Origin of the sequence: Streptomyces bambusae (assembly GCF_020532645.1) — a bacterium.
Lineage (GTDB): Bacteria > Actinomycetota > Actinomycetes > Streptomycetales > Streptomycetaceae > Streptomyces > Streptomyces bambusae.
Map to the genome: position 1 here is coordinate 34997 of NZ_JAJAUZ010000004.1, position 17239 is coordinate 52235.

Here is a 17239-nt window from a genome sequence, read left to right on the forward strand (position 1 = left end):
CACACCGGAGGAATCCCGTGCAGATCGCGATCCTGCTCTACGACCGCTTCACCGCCCTCGACGCCATCGGCCCCTTCGACACCCTCGGCCGGCTCCCCGGTGCCGAGACCGTCTTCGTCGCCCAGACCCCCGGCCCGGTCCGCAACGACGCCGGGAACCTCGGCATGATCGCCGAGCGGTCCCTCGACGAAGTCCCGAACCCCGACATCCTCATCGTGCCGGGCAGCCCCGTCGCCCACGCCCAGTTCGAGCACAAGGAGGTCCTCGACTGGCTGCGCGCCGCCGACGCCACCAGCACCTGGACCACCTCGGTGTGCACCGGCTCGCTGCTGCTCGGTGCCGCCGGCCTGCTCCGGGGCCGCCGGGCCACCTCGCACTGGCTGGCGCTGGACGCCCTGACCGGCTTCGGCGCCCACCCCACCGGCGAACGCGTCGTCACCGACGGCAAGTACGTCACCGCGGCCGGCGTCTCCTCCGGCATCGACATGGGCCTCACCCTGCTCGGCCGGATCGCCGGCGACCGGGCCGCCCAGACCGTCCAGCTCCTCACCGAGTACGACCCGCAGCCGCCCTACGACGCGGGCTCGCCCGACAAGGCACCCGCCGACCTCGTCGCCGAACTCCGCGCGCAGAGCGCAGAGATCATGAAGTAGGCCAGCCGAAGCGGGCACCCCGGCGCTCCAGGAAGGCGGCGACACCCTCCGCGGTGTCGCCGCTGCGGCGCTGCTGCCCGGCCCAGTACTCCTCGCGGCCGGTGCGCCCGTCCGCGAACTCCTTGGCAGCGGCCTGCGTCAGCAGCGAACGGCCCGCCAGTACCCGGGTGAACTCGGCCACCCGCTTGTCCAGTTCCCCCGCCGGCAGCACCTCGTCCACCAGCCCGGTCCGCAGCGCCCGCTCCGTGCCGATCAACTCGGCCGAGAACAGCAGGTACTTGGCGGCCGACGGTCCCACCAGCGAGGCCAACCGCCGGGTGGACGAGGCCGGATAGACGATGCCCAGCCTCGCCGGGGTCACCCCGAACGACGCGCCCTCCTCGGCGAACCGCAGGTCGCACGCCGCCGCCAGCTGGCAGCCGCCGCCCACGCAGAACCCCCGTACCGCGGCGATCGTCGGCCAGGGGAACGCGGCGAGGGCCTCTTCGGCGGCCACCGCGAGGGCCTGCGGGTCCTCGGCCGCGGCCGGCCCGCGCAGCGTGGAGATGTCGGCCCCGGCGCAGAACGTGTCCCCGGCCCCGGTGAGCACCAGCGCCCGGACGGCGGGGTCCGCGGCCAGCGTCTCCAGCAGCTCCGGCAGCGCCCGCCACATGCCCGTGGTCATGGCGTTGCGCTTGGCGGGGTGCGCGATCACGACCGTGGCCACCGCGCCGTCCACGGTGTGCTGCAGCTGAGCGTCCATGCGCCGGATGCTATCCCGGCCGCCCGATCCTATGATCAAGGGAGTCCGGCAGGGGGGCGCTGGAGAAGGAGCGCTCATGCCCGCTGATCCGACCGGGGCGCCGCAGGACACGCAGGACCGGCGCGGCCCCCGGGAGCCGCAGGACCGCGCGACCGCGCCCGTCCGCAAGAAGCTCAGCCGCAGCTTCGCCCTGCTCGCCGCCCTCGGCGTGGTCCTGGTCCTGGCCGGCCTGGTGGGCCTGGTCTACACCGGCTTCGCCACCCTCACCTCGATGTTCCTGTTCGGCTGGCTGCTGCTGATCGGCGGGGTGGTGGGCCTCCTCCAGGCGGTCCAGTCCCGCAAGAGCAACTACTTCTGGCTCTCCGTGATCGTCGCCGCGATCAACCTCGCCGCCGGCTTCGTGATCCTGCGCCGCCCGGAGGCCAGTGCCGAGGCGCTCACCATGTTCGCCGCTCTGCTCTTCCTCACCGGCGGAGTGTTCCGGCTGGCCGGCGCGCTGGTGGTGCGCGGCCCGAACCTGGGGCTGGCCCTGGTGCAGGGCGCCTTCGGCGTGCTGCTCGGCGTGCTGGTGCTGGCCGGCTGGCCCGGCAGCAGCCAGTACGTGATCGGTACGTTCTTCTCGCTCGCCCTGCTGTTCGACGGGCTGAGCCTGGTCACCCTCGGCATCGGGGCGCGGCGCATCCTCGGGATGGTCGACGACGAGGAGGAGGCCGCGGAGGCGTCCGCGAAGCGTGACCGAGAAGATCAGGAGCAGTCGAACAACTGACGCTGTCATACGCCACCGGTCAAAATGCGTCCGATAAGTGTCGAGTTCCTGTCAGCGCGCCGGCCCGTCCCGGCCACGTCCCACCCTTGACCTGTGGAGACGATCGAGCGTGAAGACGGGGGCCGGGACATGGAAGCGCCGCCCCCGAGTGAACCACCCGTCTACGACGGCGTCTGGAGGTTCACGGCACCCGCAGTTGAAGAATCCGTTCCGCAGGCCCGCCGCGCGGTCCGCGACCTCCTCGGCAGGCAGGGCGTCCCCGTCCGCGGGGACACCGCGTACTCGCTGCTGCTGATCGTGTCGGAGCTGGTCACCAACTCCGTACGGCACGCGGCCCTGCTCTCGCCCGAGGTCGCCGTCGAGGTGGCCATCGGACGGGAATGGGTACGGGTGGCCGTCGAGGACGACCACCCGTACCGCCCCAAGGCCCTGGAGGCCGACTTCGGCCAGACCGGCGGCCGCGGCCTGCTCCTGGTCCGCGAGATCACCCGCGAATCCGGGGGTGTCTGCGACGTCGAGCACACGGCCGGCGGCGGCAAGGTCATCTGGGCGGCGCTGCCGCTCGTGCCCCGCCAGACCGCCCGGCCCTGACCCGGCCCGGTCACCCGCCCCGGCCGGCCCCCGTACGGCCTACCAGCCCGCTTCCTCGCCGGTCAGCTCCCGGATCGCCGGCCGCGCCGCGTTCAGCACCGTCATGAACCAGGCCGAGAACGGGTCGGCCGCGTGCCGCTCCGCCAGCTCGGCGGCCGTCACGAACGCCACGTCGCCGACCTCGGACGGGTCCACCGCCGGCTTCGCCTGCGCGAGTCCCACGAACAGGTGGTTGTACTCCTGCTCCACCAGCCCCGACGCCGGGTCCGGATGGTTGTAGCGGACCGTGCCCGCCTCCGCGAGCAGCGCCGGGGACAGACCCAGCTCCTCGTACGTCCGCCGGGCCGCCGCCGCGAACGGGGACTCCCCGGGGTACGGGTGGCCGCAGCAGGTGTTCGACCACACGCCGGGGGAGTGGTACTTCCCCAGCGCCCGCTGCTGGAGCAGCAGCCGGCCCTCGTCGTCGAACAGGAACACGGAGAACGCGCGGTGCAGCCGGCCCGGGGCCTGGTGCGCGGACAGCTTCTCCGCGGTGCCGATGGTGTTGCCCGCCTCGTCGACCAGTTCGAGCATGATCGGCTCGCTGTCGGTGTCGATGCCCGCCGGGGCACCGGCGGCGGTGGCTGATGTGATCGGCATGAACCATCCTTCGCTTCGGACTTCGGCCTTCAGTCTGCCGTACAAAACCGGCTTGTCCGCACTTCGGAGATCCGCGCATGTCTGCCCCCCGCCACGTGATATGCGACGGGGGGCGGACAACGGGCTCCGGCCGGGTCAGACCCCGAACGGCGCGGGATAGGCGATCATGCCCGACGGAACCGGTGCCGAACCGTCCAGGACGAGCACCATGCTCGCCTCCTCCGGCACCTCGAACGGCAGCGTGATGCCGTACGGGGCCGCCGGCTCGAAGCCGAACCGCGGGTAGTACCCGGGGTGTCCCAGCACGAGCACCAGCGGCTCACCCCGGCGCCGCACCGCGTCCAGGACCGCACGCACCACGGCGCTGCCCGCGCCCGTGCCCTGGAACTCCGGCGCCGTGGCCACCGGAGCCAGCGCGAGGGCCGGCGCCCCGCCGATCCGGCAGCGGGTCACCAGCGCGTGCGCCGCCACCGAACCGTCCGGCGCCTGCGCCACGTACGAGAACCCGGGGACCCACGCCGGGTCGGCCCGCAGCGCGTCCACCAGGTCCGCCTCGGACCGGGTCGGGAACGCGGCCGCGTGCACCGCGTGCACCGCCGCCCGGTCCGCCGCCCGCTCCTCCCGGACCAGCCAGCCGTCCGGTCCGGCCGGCCGCAGCACGTACCCGCTGTACCCGTACTCGTGGCCGTGGTCCCGGCGCATCGCGATCTCCCGCTCGGCCCCGGCCGCCGCCGCGGCCATCCCGGGCGCCGACCGGTCCGCGCCGGCCGCCGCCGCGGCCAGCGGTCCGTAGTACTCGTCCCAGTCGGACGCCGGCTGCGGATGGACGCCCAGCACGCGGTAGCCTGCGGCCTCGGCGGCCGCCGTGTTCTGCGCGTCCCGGCGCAGCGGGTAGTGCTCGTCCCAGAACGCCGAGGCCGCCGCCGACGGCTCGTCGGCCGTCCACACGCACTCCGTCAGTACGAGCGTCCCGCCCGGCGCCAGCAGCCGCCGCCACTCCCGCAGCGCGGTGTCGAAGCCGACCACGAAGACGGAGCTCTCGGCCCAGACCAGGTCGAAGGAGCCGTCCGGGAAGGGCAGCGCGGTCATGTCGGCGCGCACCGGGTGCACCCGGCCGGCCAGTCCGCGGGCCTCGGCGGCCGTGCCCAGCTCGTCGAGGAAGCCGGCGTCGATGTCGACGGCGGTCACCTCGGCGCCCGCCTCGGCGGCGAGCAGCAGGGCGCTGCGGCCCGGACCGCAGCCCAGGTCCAGCACCCGGGGCCGCTCGGGCAGCGGTCCGGCGAGGGAGAGCAGCCGCCGGGTGGTCGCATCGGACCCCGGACCCTGGCGCGGCAGCCCGCGGTGCAGCGTGAGAAATGCCTCGAAGAAAGTGTTGTCGGTCAACGTGAACCCTTGGATGGAGGGGCTCCGGACCGCGGCGCGATCAGCGCGCAGAGGGCGCGATCAGACCCGGCCGGACGCCCGGAACATGGGGATGAACCGCTCGTCGCCGCACAGGGCAGCGAACACCGCCACGGTCATCAACCCACCTCCTCCAAGGCGTCAAGGGCGCACCACGCGCACAACGGGACTCCTGGTGTCCCTCCGTCACCCTAACACCGGGCGGTTTGTCGCCGGAAGGGGATCTCAACCATGATGATCACGGTCCGGCGGGCACCCTCCGAGCCCCTCGTTCGCGGGCTTGTCGGGGCGTGAACGGGTGATGAACGGGCCCTTCCATTCATCCGATAGCCTCTGCCGGACGTGTCGCCGCCCCCGCGTGGGCGCCCGTTCCGCGCTTGTCCCAAGGAGTGAGTTCGTCTGCCGACCGCCATCCTCACCGGCCCGCCGGTCCCCGGATCGCCGCTCGAAGGCGAACTGCGCTCCCTCGGCTTCGACGTGCGCCGCGCCGCCGCACCGTGGGACGCCGGCCACGTGCTGTCCGGGCTGCCCGCCGACGAGCGGGTCGCCCTCGTAGACAGCCGGTTCGTCGGGCACACCCACGCCCTGCGCCTGGCGCTGACCGACCCGCGCTTCGACGCCTGCGCCATCCCCGGCGCCCTCGGGGTCCAGGCCCCGCTGCGCGCCCGGCTGGCCGAGGCCGCCGCCGAACCCGACCCGCTCGCCGCCAACCTCCCGGACCGGCTCGCCGCCGCCCTGGAGACCGCCGGCACCCCCGTCCAGCGGCCCGAGCTCGGCACCCTCGTGGCCCGGGTGCCCGAGGCCGACGGGGACCGGGCGGCCGCCCAGGCCGCCGTCGCCGCCGTCGACGACGAGGCGGTCCGGCTGCGCACCGCCGTGAAGTCCCGCGACGGGTTCTTCACCACCTTCTTCATCAGCCCGTACTCGCGCTACATCGCACGCTGGTGCGCCCGCCGCGGGCTGACCCCGAACCAGGTCACCACCGCCTCGCTGCTCACCGCGCTGATCGCGGCCGGCTGCGCCGCCACCGGCGAGCGGGCCGGCTACATCACCGCCGGCGTGCTGCTGATCGTCTCCTTCGTGCTCGACTGCACCGACGGGCAGCTCGCCCGCTACGCACTCAAGTACTCGACGATGGGCGCCTGGCTCGACGCCACCTTCGACCGGGCCAAGGAGTACGCCTTCTACGCCGGTCTCGCCCTGGGCGCCGCCCGCGGCGGGGACGACGTGTGGGCGCTGGCGCTCGGCTCTATGGTGCTGATGACCAGCCGGCACGTCGTGGACTTCGCCTTCAACGAGGCCAACCACGACGCCACCGCCAACACCAGCCCGACCGCGGCCCTCTCCGGCCGCCTCGACAGCGTCGGCTGGACGGTCTGGGTCCGCCGGATGATCATCCTGCCGATCGGCGAGCGCTGGGCGATGATCGCGGTCCTCACGGCCGCGACCACCCCCCGGATCACCTTCTACGCCCTCCTGATCGGCTGTGCCTTCGGCGCGCTGTACACCACGGCGGGCCGGGTGCTGCGCTCCCTGACCCGCAAGGCGAAGCGGACCCCGCGCGCCGTGCAGGCCCTCGCGGACCTCACCGACAGCGGCCCGCTCGCCGAACTGGTGGCCCGCGCCACCCGGCTGCTGCGCCCGCCCGCCGTGGCCTGCGCGGTGCTCGGCGCCGCCGTCCTCCTCACGGGCGTGCTCACCACGCCCTTCGGCGACACCCGCCTGCTGCCCTTCGCGGCCGGCTACGTCCTGCTCGCCGGCCTGACCGCGGCCCGCCCGCCGGCCGGCCCCCTGGACTGGCTGATCCCGCCGCTGTTCCGGGCCGCCGAATACACCGCCGTCCTCGTGCTCGCCGCGAAGGCGGACGTCCCCGGGGCCCTCCCGGCGGCATTCGGCCTGGTGGCGGCGGTCGCCTACCATCACTACGACACGGTGTACCGCATCCGCGGCGGCACCGGCGCGCCCCCGCACTGGCTGGTGCGGACGATCGGCGGCCACGAAGGCCGGGTGCTGTTCACCACGGCCTTGGCGGTCGTCCTCGCGCGCAAGGACTTCCCCGTCGCGCTCACGGCCCTGGCCGTGTTCGTGGCACTCGTGGTGCTCGCCGAGAGCATCCGCTTCTGGGTCTCCTCCGGAGCACCCGCCGTACATGACGAAGGAGAACCAGCATGATCGGCCTTGTACTCGCTGCCGGTGCCGGACGCCGCCTGCGTCCCTACACCGACACCCTCCCCAAGGCCCTCGTGCCGGTCGGCCCCGAGGGCCAGGAGGACAGCCTCACCGTCCTCGACCTGACCCTGGGCAACTTCGCCGAGGTCGGCCTCACCGAGGTCGCGATCGTCGTCGGCTACCGCAAGGAGGCCGTGTACGAGCGCAAGGCCGCCCTGGAGGCGAAGTACGGCCTGTCGATCACGCTCATCGACAACGACAAGGCCGAGGAGTGGAACAACGCCTACTCCCTGTGGTGCGCCCGTGAGGTCCTGAAGAAGGGCGTCATCCTCGCCAACGGCGACACCGTGCACCCCGTCTCCGTCGAGAAGACCCTGCTCGCCGCCCGCGGCAACGGCCAGAAGATCATCCTCGCCCTCGACACGGTCAAGAACCTGGCCGACGAGGAGATGAAGGTCATCACCGCCGACGGCCAGGGCGTCCGCAAGATCACCAAGCTGATGGACCCCGCCACCGCCACCGGCGAGTACATCGGCGTCACCCTCATCGAGCCCGAGGCCGCCGAGCAGCTCGCCGAGGCCCTGAAGACCACCTTCGAGCGCGACCCCGACCTCTACTACGAGGACGGCTACCAGCAGCTCGTCAACGACGGCTTCACCATCGACGTGGCCCCGATCGGCGACGTCCAGTGGGTCGAGATCGACAACCACGACGACCTCGCCAAGGGCCGGAAGATCGCATGCCAGTACTGACCCGGCTGATCCCCTCGCCGGTCGTCGTCGACATCAGCTGCGGGGCGATGGACGACCTGGCCGGTCTCCTGGCCGACCAGCGCATCTCCGCCTCCGGCAAGCTGGCGATCGCGATCAGCGGGGGGTCCGGCCAGGCGCTGCGCGCCAAGCTGGAGCCCGTCCTGCCGCACGCCGACTGGTACCCGGTCGTCGACGGCACGATCGACTCCGCCGTCAAGCTGGCCGACGACATAAAGGGCCGCCGCTACGACGCCGTGGTCGGCCTCGGCGGCGGAAAGATCATCGACGTGGCGAAGTACGCCGCGGCGCGGGTCGGCCTGCCCATGGTGGCCGTCGCCACCAACCTGTCGCACGACGGCATCTGCTCGCCGGTGTCGATCCTCGACAACGACAACGGCCGCGGCTCCTACGGCGTCCCCACGCCGATCGCCATGGTGATCGACCTCGACGTGATCAAGGACGCCCCGGTGCGGTTCATCCGCGCGGGCATCGGCGACGCGATCTCCAACATCTCCGCCATCGCCGACTGGGAGCTCTCCCACCGGCTCACCGGCGAGCCCGTCGACGGCCTCGCGGCCGCGATGGCCCGCACCGCCGGTGAGTCCGTGCTGCGCCACCCCGGCGGCTGCGGCGACGACGAGTTCCTCACCGTGCTCTCCGAGGCCCTCGTGCTCTCCGGCATCGCCATGTCGATCAGCGGCGACAGCCGCCCGTCGTCCGGCGCCTGCCACGAGATCAGCCACGCCTTCGACCTGCTCTACCCGGGCCGCTCCGCGCTCCACGGCGAGCAGGTCGGCATCGGCGCCGCCTTCGCGATGCACCTGCGCGGGGCCACGGACCAGTCCGGGCTCTTCGCCGAGGTGCTGCGCGGCCACGGCCTGCCCGTGCTGCCCGAGGAGATCGGGTTCAGCGTGGACGAGTTCGTCGCGGCCGTGGAGTACGCCCCGCAGACCCGCCCGGGACGCTTCACCATCCTGGAGCACCTCAACCTGTCCGCCGCCGAGATCAGGGACGCCTACTCCGACTATGCCCAGACCATCCGTAGCTGAGCTCCGCCCGGTCGTGCACCCCGCCGGGGTGAAGGACCGGCGCAGCGGGGAGCACTGGGGCGGCCGCCTCTACATGCGCGAGATCTCCCTGCGCATCACCCGCGTCCTGGTGGGCACCAAGGTCACGCCCAACCAGCTCACGTACCTGATGACCCTGTTCGGCGTGCTCGCCGCCCCGGCCCTGCTGGTGCCGGGCGTCTGGGGTGCCGTCCTCGGCGTCGTGATGGTCCAGCTGTATCTGCTGCTTGACTGCGTCGACGGCGAGGTCGCCCGCTGGAAGCAGCAGTACTCGCTCTCCGGGGTCTACCTGGACCGGGTCGGCGCCTACCTGTGCGACGCCGCCGTCCTCGTCGGCTTCGGCCTGCGCGCCGCCGACCTGTGGGGCAGCGGCCGCATCGACTGGCTGTGGGCCTTCCTCGGCACCCTCGCCGCGCTCGGCGCCATCCTGATCAAGGCGGAGACCGACCTCGTCGGCGTCGCCCGCCACCAGGGCGGCCTGCCGCCCGTCCAGGAGTCCGCCGCCGAGCCGCGCTCCTCCGGCATGGCGCTGGCCCGCCGGGCCGCCGCCGCCTTCAAGTTCCACCGCCTGGTCCTCGGCATCGAGGCCTCGCTGCTCATCCTGGTGCTGGCCGTCCTGGACACCGTCCGCGGCGACCTGTACTTCTCCCGCCTCGGGGTCGCCGTGCTCGCCGGCATCGCGCTCCTGCAGACGGTGCTGCACCTCGTGTCCATCCTCGTGTCGAGCAGGCTGCGGTGACCGCCCCGCTGCGCGTCGGCGCGGTGATCATCACCATGGGCAACCGCCCCGACGACCTGCAGGCCCTGCTCGACTCGGTGGCCCGCCAGGACGGCGCCCCGGTCGACGTGGTCGTCGTGGGCCAGGGCGTCAAGGTCACCGGACTGGTCCCCGACGGCGTCCGCACCCTGGACCTGCCGGAGAACCTGGGCATCCCCGGCGGCCGCAACGCCGGGATCGAGGCCTTCGGCCCCGGCGGCCGCGACGTCGACGTCCTGCTCTTCCTCGACGACGACGGGCTGCTGCCCCGCACCGACACCGCCGAGCTGTGCCGGCAGGCCTTCGCGGAGGACCCGGAGCTGGGCATCGTCAGCTTCCGCATCGCCGACCCGGACACCGGGGTCACCGCCCGCCGCCACGTGCCCCGGCTGCGCGCCTCCGACCCCATGCGCTCCTCCCGGGTCACCACCTTCCTGGGCGGCGCCAACGCCGTGCGCACCACCGTCTTCCAGCAGGTCGGCGGCCTCCCGGACGAGTTCTTCTACGCCCACGAGGAGACCGACCTCGCCTGGCGGGCCCTCGACGCCGGCTGGCAGATCGACTACCGCGCCGACATGGTGTTGCACCACCCGACGACCGCGCCCTCCCGGCACGCGAGCTACCACCACAACGTGGCCCGCAACCGGGTCTGGCTGGCCCGGCGCAACCTGCCGGCCCCCCTGGTCCCGGTCTACGTCGGCGTCTGGACGCTGCTGACCCTGCTGCGCAGACCCTCCGGGGAGGCGCTCAAGGCCTGGTTCGGCGGCTTCCGCGAAGGCTGGGCCACCCCCTGCGGACCCCGGCGCCCCATGAAGTGGCGTACGGTGTGGCGGCTGACCCGGCTGGGACGGCCTCCCGTCATCTGACAAGCTCGCCTCTGGGAGCATGTCCGTACCCCGGGACATCCCGGGGGCCGGGGCCCAGAGCCCGATGTCCGCCCTTGCTGCGCATCTTGAAGACGAAAGTTTCAACTTGTGAGTGACACAACCCACGACGGCGCCCTCGCCACGAGCAAGCCGCCGTCTCCCGACGAGGGGCTGACCCCGGCGGAGCTCGCCGCGAAGTACGGCCTGTCGGTGAGCGGTGCCCGCCCCGGGCTCTTCGAGTACGTGCGGCAGCTGTGGAGCCGCCGCCACTTCATCCTGGCCTTCTCCTCGGCCAAGCTGATGGCGCAGTACAGCCAGGCCAAGCTCGGCCAGATCTGGCAGGTGGCGACCCCGCTGCTCAACGCGCTGGTCTACTACCTGATCTTCGGGCTGATCCTGAAGGCCGGCCGCGGCATGGACCAGGACACCTACATCCCGTTCCTGGTCATGGGCATCTTCGTGTTCACCTTCACGCAGAGCTCGGTGATGGCCGGCGTCCGGGCGATCTCCGGCAACCTCGGCCTGGTCCGCGCCCTGCACTTCCCGCGCGCCTCGCTGCCGATCTCGTTCTCGCTCCAGCAGCTCCAGCAGCTGGGCTACTCGATGATCGTGGTCTTCGCCGTCGCGGTGGGCTTCGGCAACTACCCGAAGCTGTCCTGGCTGCTGGTGCTCCCGGCGCTGTTCCTGCAGTTCGTCTTCAACACCGGCCTCGCCATGATCATGGCGCGGATGGGCTCGAAGACCCCGGACCTCGCCCAGCTGATGCCGTTCGTCATGCGGACGTGGATGTACGCCTCCGGCGTCATGTTCTCGATCAACGAGTACCTGAAGGAAGCCCCCGCCTGGGTCGGCAACGTCCTCCAGTGGAACCCCGCGGCCATCTACATGGACCTCATCCGGTTCGCCCTGATCGACAAGTACGACTCCTCCTTCCTGCCGCCGCACGTCTGGGCGTTCGCGGTGGGCTGGGCCGTGATCATCGGCCTCGGCGGCTTCGTGTACTTCTGGAAGGCTGAGGAGCGCTACGGCCGTGGCTGACGGATTCGACCCCAACTACACGCCGGACGGCGCGCGCATCCCCACGGTGATCGCCGACGACGTCCACATCGTCTACCGCGTCAACGCGGGCGGCGGCGGCAAGGGCAGCGCCACCGCCGCGCTCAGCAAGATAATCCGCCGCAAGGGCGAGCAGCCGGGCGTGCGCAAGGTGCACGCCGTGCGCGGTGTCTCCTTCACCGCCTACCGGGGCGAGGCCATCGGCCTCATCGGCTCCAACGGCTCCGGCAAGTCCACCCTGCTGCGGGCCATCGCCGGCCTGCTGCCCTGCGAGTCCGGCAAGGTCTACACCGACGGCCAGCCCTCGCTGCTCGGCGTCAACGCGGCCCTGATGAACGACCTCACCGGCGAGCGCAACGTGATGCTCGGCGGCCTCGCGATGGGCATGTCCCGCGAGGAGATCAAGGAGCGCTACCAGGGCATCGTCGACTTCTCGGGCATCAACGAGAAGGGCGACTTCATCACCCTGCCGATGCGGACCTACTCCTCCGGCATGGCGGCCCGCCTGCGCTTCTCGATCGCCGCGGCGAAGAACCACGACGTGCTCATGATCGACGAAGCGCTCGCCACCGGTGACCGCCGCTTCCAGATCCGCTCCGAGGAGCGCATCCGCGAGCTCCGCAAGGAAGCCGGTACGGTCTTCCTCGTCAGCCACAGCAACAAGTCGATCCGGGACACGTGCGACCGCGTCCTGTGGCTGGAAAAGGGCGAACTGCTGATGGACGGCCCCACCGAAGAAGTGGTGAAGGCCTACGAGAAGGAGACCAGCCGCTAGCGCAGGCTCCCCGCACGTCCCCTGAGGGACCCCCGCCGCGCGGCTGCGGCGGGGGTCCCGTGCTGCGCCTCCCGCCGCCGCGACATCACGTCACGGGGCGTACACCCGGTGGGGCCGGTTCTCGCTGTACAACGTAAGCTGTACCGGTGCTGAATCGCGGCAAGTGGGGACGATTCCCCGCAGGTGAGAGGGCACACCCTCCCGGGGCGGACCGGCGGCGTGTCCGAAATAGGATGTATTGGGTCGGCAGTGTAGAACGGGAGATGTGACGGCAATGGCTACGGGAACTCTCCTGCCCCTCCACGGCCGAGCCGTCCCCGCCGCGGGCGGCGGCCGGTGACGCCGGCACCGCGCACCCGGTCCGACGACCACGCCCAGGCCACCCTCGGCAAGGCCGCCGACGAGAACTTCCCCGTGGCCCCCTTCTTCGTCCCGCAGGCCTGGCGCGCCGGCCTCACCGCCGTCTACGGCTACGCCCGCCTCGTCGACGACATCGGCGACGGCGACCTCGCCCCCGGCGGCCGCGACGCCGAACTCCTCGGCGTCCCCGCCGGCCGCGCCGACGACCGGCTCGCCCTCCTCGACGCCCTGGAGGACGACCTCGGCCGGGTCTTCGACGGCACCCCGCGCCACCCCCTGCTGCGCGCCCTCCAGCCCGTCGTCGACAGCCACGCGCTGACCCCCGGCCCGTTCCTCGGCCTCCTGGAAGCCAACCGCCAGGACCAGCAGGTCCGCCGCTACGAGACGTACGACGACCTGCTCGCCTACTGCGAGCTGTCCGCCAACCCCGTCGGCCGCCTCGTCCTCGCGATCACCGGCGCCGCCAGCCCGGAGCGGATCCGCCGCTCCGACATGATCTGCACCGCCCTCCAGATCGTCGAACACCTCCAGGACGTCACCGAGGACCTCGGCCGGGACCGGATCTACCTGCCCGCCGAGGACATGCGCCGCTTCCACGTCACCGAGGCGGACCTCGCCGCGCCCGCCGCGAGCGCCTCCGTCCGCGCCCTCGTCGCCTTCGAGGCGGAACGTGCCCGCACCCTGCTCGACGACGGCCTGCCGCTCGTCGGCAGCGTCCGCGGCCGGCTCCGGCTGCTGCTCGCCGGCTTCACCGGCGGCGGCCGGGCCGCCCTCAAGGCGATCGAGCAGGCCGGCTTCGACGTGGCCGCCGGCCCGCCCAAACCCACCAGAACCGGCCTGCTCCGCGAGGTGGGCGCCGTACTGCGCACAGCGCCGAAAGAGGGGTGAGCCCGACAGTGGAGGGCCAACCGCACGTGTCCGCACCCGTACTCGCGGCCTACAGCTACTGCGAGGCCGTCACCGGTGCGCAGGCGCGCAACTTCGCGTACGGCATCCGCCTGCTGCCCGCCGACAAGCGGCAGGCGATGTCCGCCCTGTACGCGTTCTCCCGGCGCGTCGACGACATCGGCGACGGCACCCTGCCGGCCGAGGCCAAGCTGGTCCGGCTGGAGGAGACCCGCACCCTGCTGTCCCGCATCCAGGACGGCCGCGTCGACGAGGACGACACCGACCCCGTCGCCGTGGCGCTCGCGCACGCCGCCGGCCGGTTCCCCATCCCGCTCGGCGGACTCGACGAGCTGATCGACGGCGTCCTCATGGACGTCCGCGGCGAGACGTACGAGACCTGGGACGACCTGAAGGTCTACTGCCGCTGCGTGGCCGGCGCCATCGGACGCCTCTCGCTCGGCGTGTTCGGCACCACCCCCGGCGCGCGTGACAGCGCACGCGCCCCCGAGTACGCCGACACGCTCGGTCTTGCCCTCCAACTGACCAATATCCTCCGGGACGTCCGGGAAGATGCCGGAAACGGCCGGACCTACCTGCCCGCCGAAGACCTCGCCAAGTTCGGCTGCTCCGCCGACCGGCTCGGGGAATCCGGCGCGGGCCGGGCCCCGGCCGGCTCGGACTTCGCGGGTCTCGTCCACCACGAAGTACGGCGCGCCCGGGCCCTGTTCGCCGAGGGATACCGGCTGCTGCCGATGCTCGACCGGCGCAGCGGCGCGTGCGTGGCCGCGATGGCCGGGATCTACCGCCGCCTGCTCGACCGCATCGAACGCGAGCCGGAGGCGGTCCTGCGCGGACGCGTCTCGCTGCCCGTGCGGGAGAAGGCGTACGTCGCCGTGCGCGGCCTCTCGGGGCTCGACGCGCGGACCATCTCGCGCCAGGCGGCCAGGAGGCGGGTCTGATGAGCACCCCGACAGCACCGGAACGGGCCACACCGGCCCCGACCGCACCCGCAGGACACGGACGGACAGCCCGGACGGGCCGGGCAACGGCCGCACATGCGGCGAACCGGCGGAACCCGTGCGCAACCCCGCACGCCCCTGCCGCGTCCCTGAGGTCAGCGCCCGCCCGACCGCAGCGGACGGGCCCGGCGAAGGAGGGCGCATGACCACGCAGCACGCGGTGGTCGTCGGCGGCGGACTCGCCGGCGTCACCGCCGCCCTCGAACTCGCCGACGGCGGGCTCTCCGTGACCCTGCTCGAAAGCCGCCCGCGCCTGGGCGGCCTCGCGTTCTCCTTCAAGCGCGGCGACCTCACCGTCGACAACGGGCAGCACGTCTACCTGCGTTGCTGCACCGCCTACCGCTGGTTCCTCGACCGCGTCGACGGCACCGCGCTCGCCCCCCTCCAGGACCGGCTCGACGTACCCGTCCTCGACGTCGCCCACCCCCGGGGACCCCGCCTGGGCCGGCTGCGCCGCGCGGCCCTGCCCGTCCCCCTGCACCTCGCCGCGTCCCTCGCCCGCTACCCGCACCTCTCCCTGGCCGAACGCGCCGCCGTCGGACGCGCCGCCCTCGCGCTGCGCTCCCTCGACCCCGCCGACCCGGCCCTCGACGGCGTCGACTTCGCCACCTGGCTCGGCCGCTACGGGCAGTCCCCGCGCACCATCGAAGCGCTCTGGGACCTCGTCGGCATCGCCACCCTCAACGCCACCGCCGCCCACTCCTCGCTCGGCCTCGCCGCCATGGTCTTCAAGACCGGGCTGCTGTCCGAGCCCGGCGCCGCCGACATCGGCTGGGCCCGCGTCCCCCTCGGCGAACTCCACGACACCCTCGCCCGCAAGGCCCTCGACGCGGCCGGCGTGCACACCGAGACCCGCTCCCGGGCCACCGCCGTCACCCGCACCCCCGACGGCGGCTGGCGCGTCACCACCGACAGCGGCCCCCTCGACGCCGACGCCGTCGTCCTCGCCGTACCCCAGCGCGAAGCCCACGCACTGCTCCCGCACGGCGCCCTCGACGACCCCGACACCCTCCTCGACATCGGCACCGCACCCATCCTCAACGTGCACGTGGTCTACGACCGCAAGGTGCTGCGGCAGCCCTTCTTCGCCGCCCTCGGCACCCCCGTGCAGTGGGTCTTCGACCGCACCGACACCTCCGGACTCACCGACGGCGGCCAGTACCTGGCGCTCTCCCAGTCCGCCGCCCAGGACGACATCGACGAACCCGTCTCCGTGCTGCGCGCCAAGTACCTGCCCGAACTGGAGCGGCTGCTGCCCGCCGCCCGCGGCGCCAAGGTCCGCGACTTCTTCGTCACCCGGGAGCGGACGGCGACGTTCGCCCCCACCCCCGGAGTGGGCCGGCTGCGTCCCGCGGCCCGCACCCACGCCCCCGGCCTCTTCCTGGCCGGCGCATGGACCGCCACCGGGTGGCCCGCGACCATGGAAGGCGCCGTCCGCAGCGGACTCACCGCGGCCCACGCCGCACTCGCCGGACTCGGCCGCCCCCGAGAAGACCCGCTCCCCGGCTTCGCCGCGGAGACCCCCGGCAGGAGGCCGGCATGACGATCAGCACCACAGGCACGACGGTACGTACCGGAACCAGAGGAGAGCCAGTGAACCCGGGGAACCCGGCTGTCGACCACCCGGCGGACACCGCACCCGCGGCGCCCGCCGCAGGCGCCGGCGGCGACCGGCAGGCAGAGGTGCTCGCGCTGCTGGAGCGCGGCCGCACCCTGTCCACCCCGGTGCTCCGCGCGGCCGTCGAGACCCTCGCGCCGCCCATGGACACGGTCTCCGCTTACCACTTCGGATGGATCGACGCCGAGGGCAACCCCACCGACGCCGACAGCGGCAAGGCCGTCCGGCCCGCCCTGGCCCTCCTCTCCGCCGAAGCCGCCGGCGCCCCCGCCGCCACCGGCATCCCCGGCGCCGTCGCCGTGGAACTCGTCCACAACTTCTCCCTGCTGCACGACGACCTGATGGACGGCGACGAGCAGCGCCGCCACCGCGACACCGTGTGGAAGGTCCACGGCCCCGCCCAGGCCATCCTCGTCGGCGACGCCCTGTTCGCGCTGGCCAACGAACTCCTCCTGGAACTCGGCACCGTCGAGGCCGGCCGCGCCACCCGCCGCCTGACCACCGCCACCCGCAAGCTCATCGACGGCCAGGCCCAGGACATCTCGTACGAGCACCGCGAGCGCGTCAGCGTCGAGGAATGCCTGGAGATGGAGGGCAACAAGACCGGCGCCCTGCTCGCCTGCGCCGTGTCCATCGGCGCCGTCCTCGGCGGCGCCGACGACCGCACCGCCGACAAGCTGGAGGAGTACGGCTACCACCTCGGCCTCGCCTTCCAGGCCGTCGACGACCTCCTCGGCATCTGGGGCGACCCCGAGTCCACCGGCAAGCAGACCTGGAGCGACCTGCGCCAGCGCAAGAAGTCCCTGCCCGTCGTCGCCGCGCTCGCCGCCGGCGGACCCGCCTCCGAACAGCTCGGCGACCTGCTCGCCGCCGACGCCCGCAGCGCCGACTTCGCGAACTTCTCCGAGGAGGAGTTCGCCGCCCGGGCCGCGCTCATCGAGGAGGCCGGCGGCCGCCGGTGGACCGAGGAGGAGGCCCGCCGCCAGCACGCCGTCGCCGTACAGGCGCTCGACGAGGTCGACATGCCGCAGAAGGTCCGCGATCAGCTCGTGGCGCTTGCGGACTTTGTCGTCGTCCGCAAGAGATGATCACCGTTCGGACATGAATCGCGCGTCGCCGG

At 72.8% G+C, this 17239-nt stretch carries 17 protein-coding genes; 14 read left to right on the plus strand and 3 right to left on the minus strand.

Annotation, left to right across the window (positions count from 1 at the left end; genetic code table 11):
- Positions 1 to 17 precede the first annotated feature (17 nt).
- Positions 18 to 653: a DJ-1/PfpI family protein gene (locus tag LG634_RS04105; protein WP_226732200.1), complete on the plus strand. Its 636-nt coding sequence runs from the start codon at positions 18 to 20 to the stop codon at positions 651 to 653.
- Here LG634_RS04105 and LG634_RS04110 read toward each other — a convergent pair.
- Positions 643 to 1395, minus strand: coding sequence for an enoyl-CoA hydratase/isomerase family protein (locus LG634_RS04110; protein ID WP_226732201.1), 753 nt, complete (start codon positions 1393 to 1395; stop codon positions 643 to 645). The two genes, LG634_RS04105 and LG634_RS04110, sit on opposite strands and share 11 nt — an antisense overlap.
- Before the next feature lie 76 nt (positions 1396 to 1471).
- Here LG634_RS04110 and LG634_RS04115 point away from each other — a divergent pair, with 76 nt between their 5' ends.
- Positions 1472 to 2161 (plus strand): HdeD family acid-resistance protein, encoded by a 690-nt coding sequence (locus LG634_RS04115; protein ID WP_226732202.1) that lies wholly within the window; start codon positions 1472 to 1474, stop codon positions 2159 to 2161.
- A gap of 129 nt (positions 2162 to 2290) precedes the next feature.
- The gene (locus LG634_RS04120; RefSeq protein WP_226732354.1) at positions 2291 to 2752 is read left to right on the plus strand and encodes an ATP-binding protein; all 462 of its coding nucleotides are present in this window, start codon (positions 2291 to 2293) and stop codon (positions 2750 to 2752) included.
- Between the two features lie 39 nt (positions 2753 to 2791).
- Here the strand turns inward: LG634_RS04120 and idi are convergent, their stop codons facing one another.
- On the minus strand, positions 2792 to 3391 hold the full coding sequence (gene idi, locus LG634_RS04125) for an isopentenyl-diphosphate Delta-isomerase (RefSeq protein WP_226732203.1): 600 nt from the start codon (positions 3389 to 3391) through the stop codon (positions 2792 to 2794).
- 135 nt (positions 3392 to 3526) lie between these two features.
- On the minus strand, positions 3527 to 4774 hold the full coding sequence (locus LG634_RS04130; protein WP_226732204.1) for a bifunctional class I SAM-dependent methyltransferase/N-acetyltransferase: 1248 nt from the start codon (positions 4772 to 4774) through the stop codon (positions 3527 to 3529).
- 417 nt (positions 4775 to 5191) lie between these two features.
- Here LG634_RS04130 and LG634_RS04135 point away from each other — a divergent pair, with 417 nt between their 5' ends.
- The 11 genes from LG634_RS04135 (at position 5192) to LG634_RS04185 (ending at position 17207) form a co-directional block, all read left to right on the plus strand.
- Positions 5192 to 6964 (plus strand): DUF5941 domain-containing protein, encoded by a 1773-nt coding sequence (locus LG634_RS04135; RefSeq protein ID WP_226732355.1) that lies wholly within the window; start codon positions 5192 to 5194, stop codon positions 6962 to 6964.
- Positions 6961 to 7713 (plus strand): phosphocholine cytidylyltransferase family protein, encoded by a 753-nt coding sequence (locus LG634_RS04140; RefSeq protein WP_226732205.1) that lies wholly within the window; start codon positions 6961 to 6963, stop codon positions 7711 to 7713. The genes LG634_RS04135 and LG634_RS04140 overlap by 4 nt, the downstream gene beginning before the upstream one ends.
- Complete coding sequence (locus LG634_RS04145) at positions 7701 to 8762, plus strand: iron-containing alcohol dehydrogenase family protein (protein ID WP_226732206.1); 1062 nt, start codon at positions 7701 to 7703, stop codon at positions 8760 to 8762. Before LG634_RS04140 ends, LG634_RS04145 begins: the two co-directional genes overlap by 13 nt.
- Positions 8740 to 9519: a CDP-alcohol phosphatidyltransferase family protein gene (locus LG634_RS04150; protein ID WP_226732207.1), complete on the plus strand. Its 780-nt coding sequence runs from the start codon at positions 8740 to 8742 to the stop codon at positions 9517 to 9519. The genes LG634_RS04145 and LG634_RS04150 overlap by 23 nt, the downstream gene beginning before the upstream one ends.
- Before the next feature lie 35 nt (positions 9520 to 9554).
- Positions 9555 to 10403, plus strand: a complete 849-nt coding sequence (locus LG634_RS04155; RefSeq protein ID WP_264202714.1) for a glycosyltransferase family 2 protein — start codon at positions 9555 to 9557, stop codon at positions 10401 to 10403.
- Between the two features lie 108 nt (positions 10404 to 10511).
- Positions 10512 to 11441, plus strand: coding sequence for an ABC transporter permease (locus tag LG634_RS04160; RefSeq protein WP_226732209.1), 930 nt, complete (start codon positions 10512 to 10514; stop codon positions 11439 to 11441).
- On the plus strand, positions 11434 to 12234 hold the full coding sequence (locus LG634_RS04165) for an ABC transporter ATP-binding protein (protein WP_226732210.1): 801 nt from the start codon (positions 11434 to 11436) through the stop codon (positions 12232 to 12234). The genes LG634_RS04160 and LG634_RS04165 overlap by 8 nt, the downstream gene beginning before the upstream one ends.
- A gap of 336 nt (positions 12235 to 12570) precedes the next feature.
- Entirely contained in the window at positions 12571 to 13482 is a 912-nt protein-coding gene (gene hpnC / locus LG634_RS04170; RefSeq protein ID WP_226732211.1) for a squalene synthase HpnC, read from the plus strand.
- A complete protein-coding gene (gene hpnD, locus LG634_RS04175) occupies positions 13479 to 14441 on the plus strand; it encodes a presqualene diphosphate synthase HpnD (protein ID WP_226732212.1) in 963 nt (320 codons plus the stop codon). The genes hpnC and hpnD overlap by 4 nt, the downstream gene beginning before the upstream one ends.
- A gap of 202 nt (positions 14442 to 14643) precedes the next feature.
- Entirely contained in the window at positions 14644 to 16044 is a 1401-nt protein-coding gene (hpnE, locus tag LG634_RS04180; RefSeq protein ID WP_226732213.1) for a hydroxysqualene dehydroxylase HpnE, read from the plus strand.
- 50 nt (positions 16045 to 16094) lie between these two features.
- Positions 16095 to 17207, plus strand: coding sequence for a polyprenyl synthetase family protein (locus tag LG634_RS04185; protein ID WP_226732214.1), 1113 nt, complete (start codon positions 16095 to 16097; stop codon positions 17205 to 17207).
- Positions 17208 to 17239 lie beyond the last annotated feature (32 nt).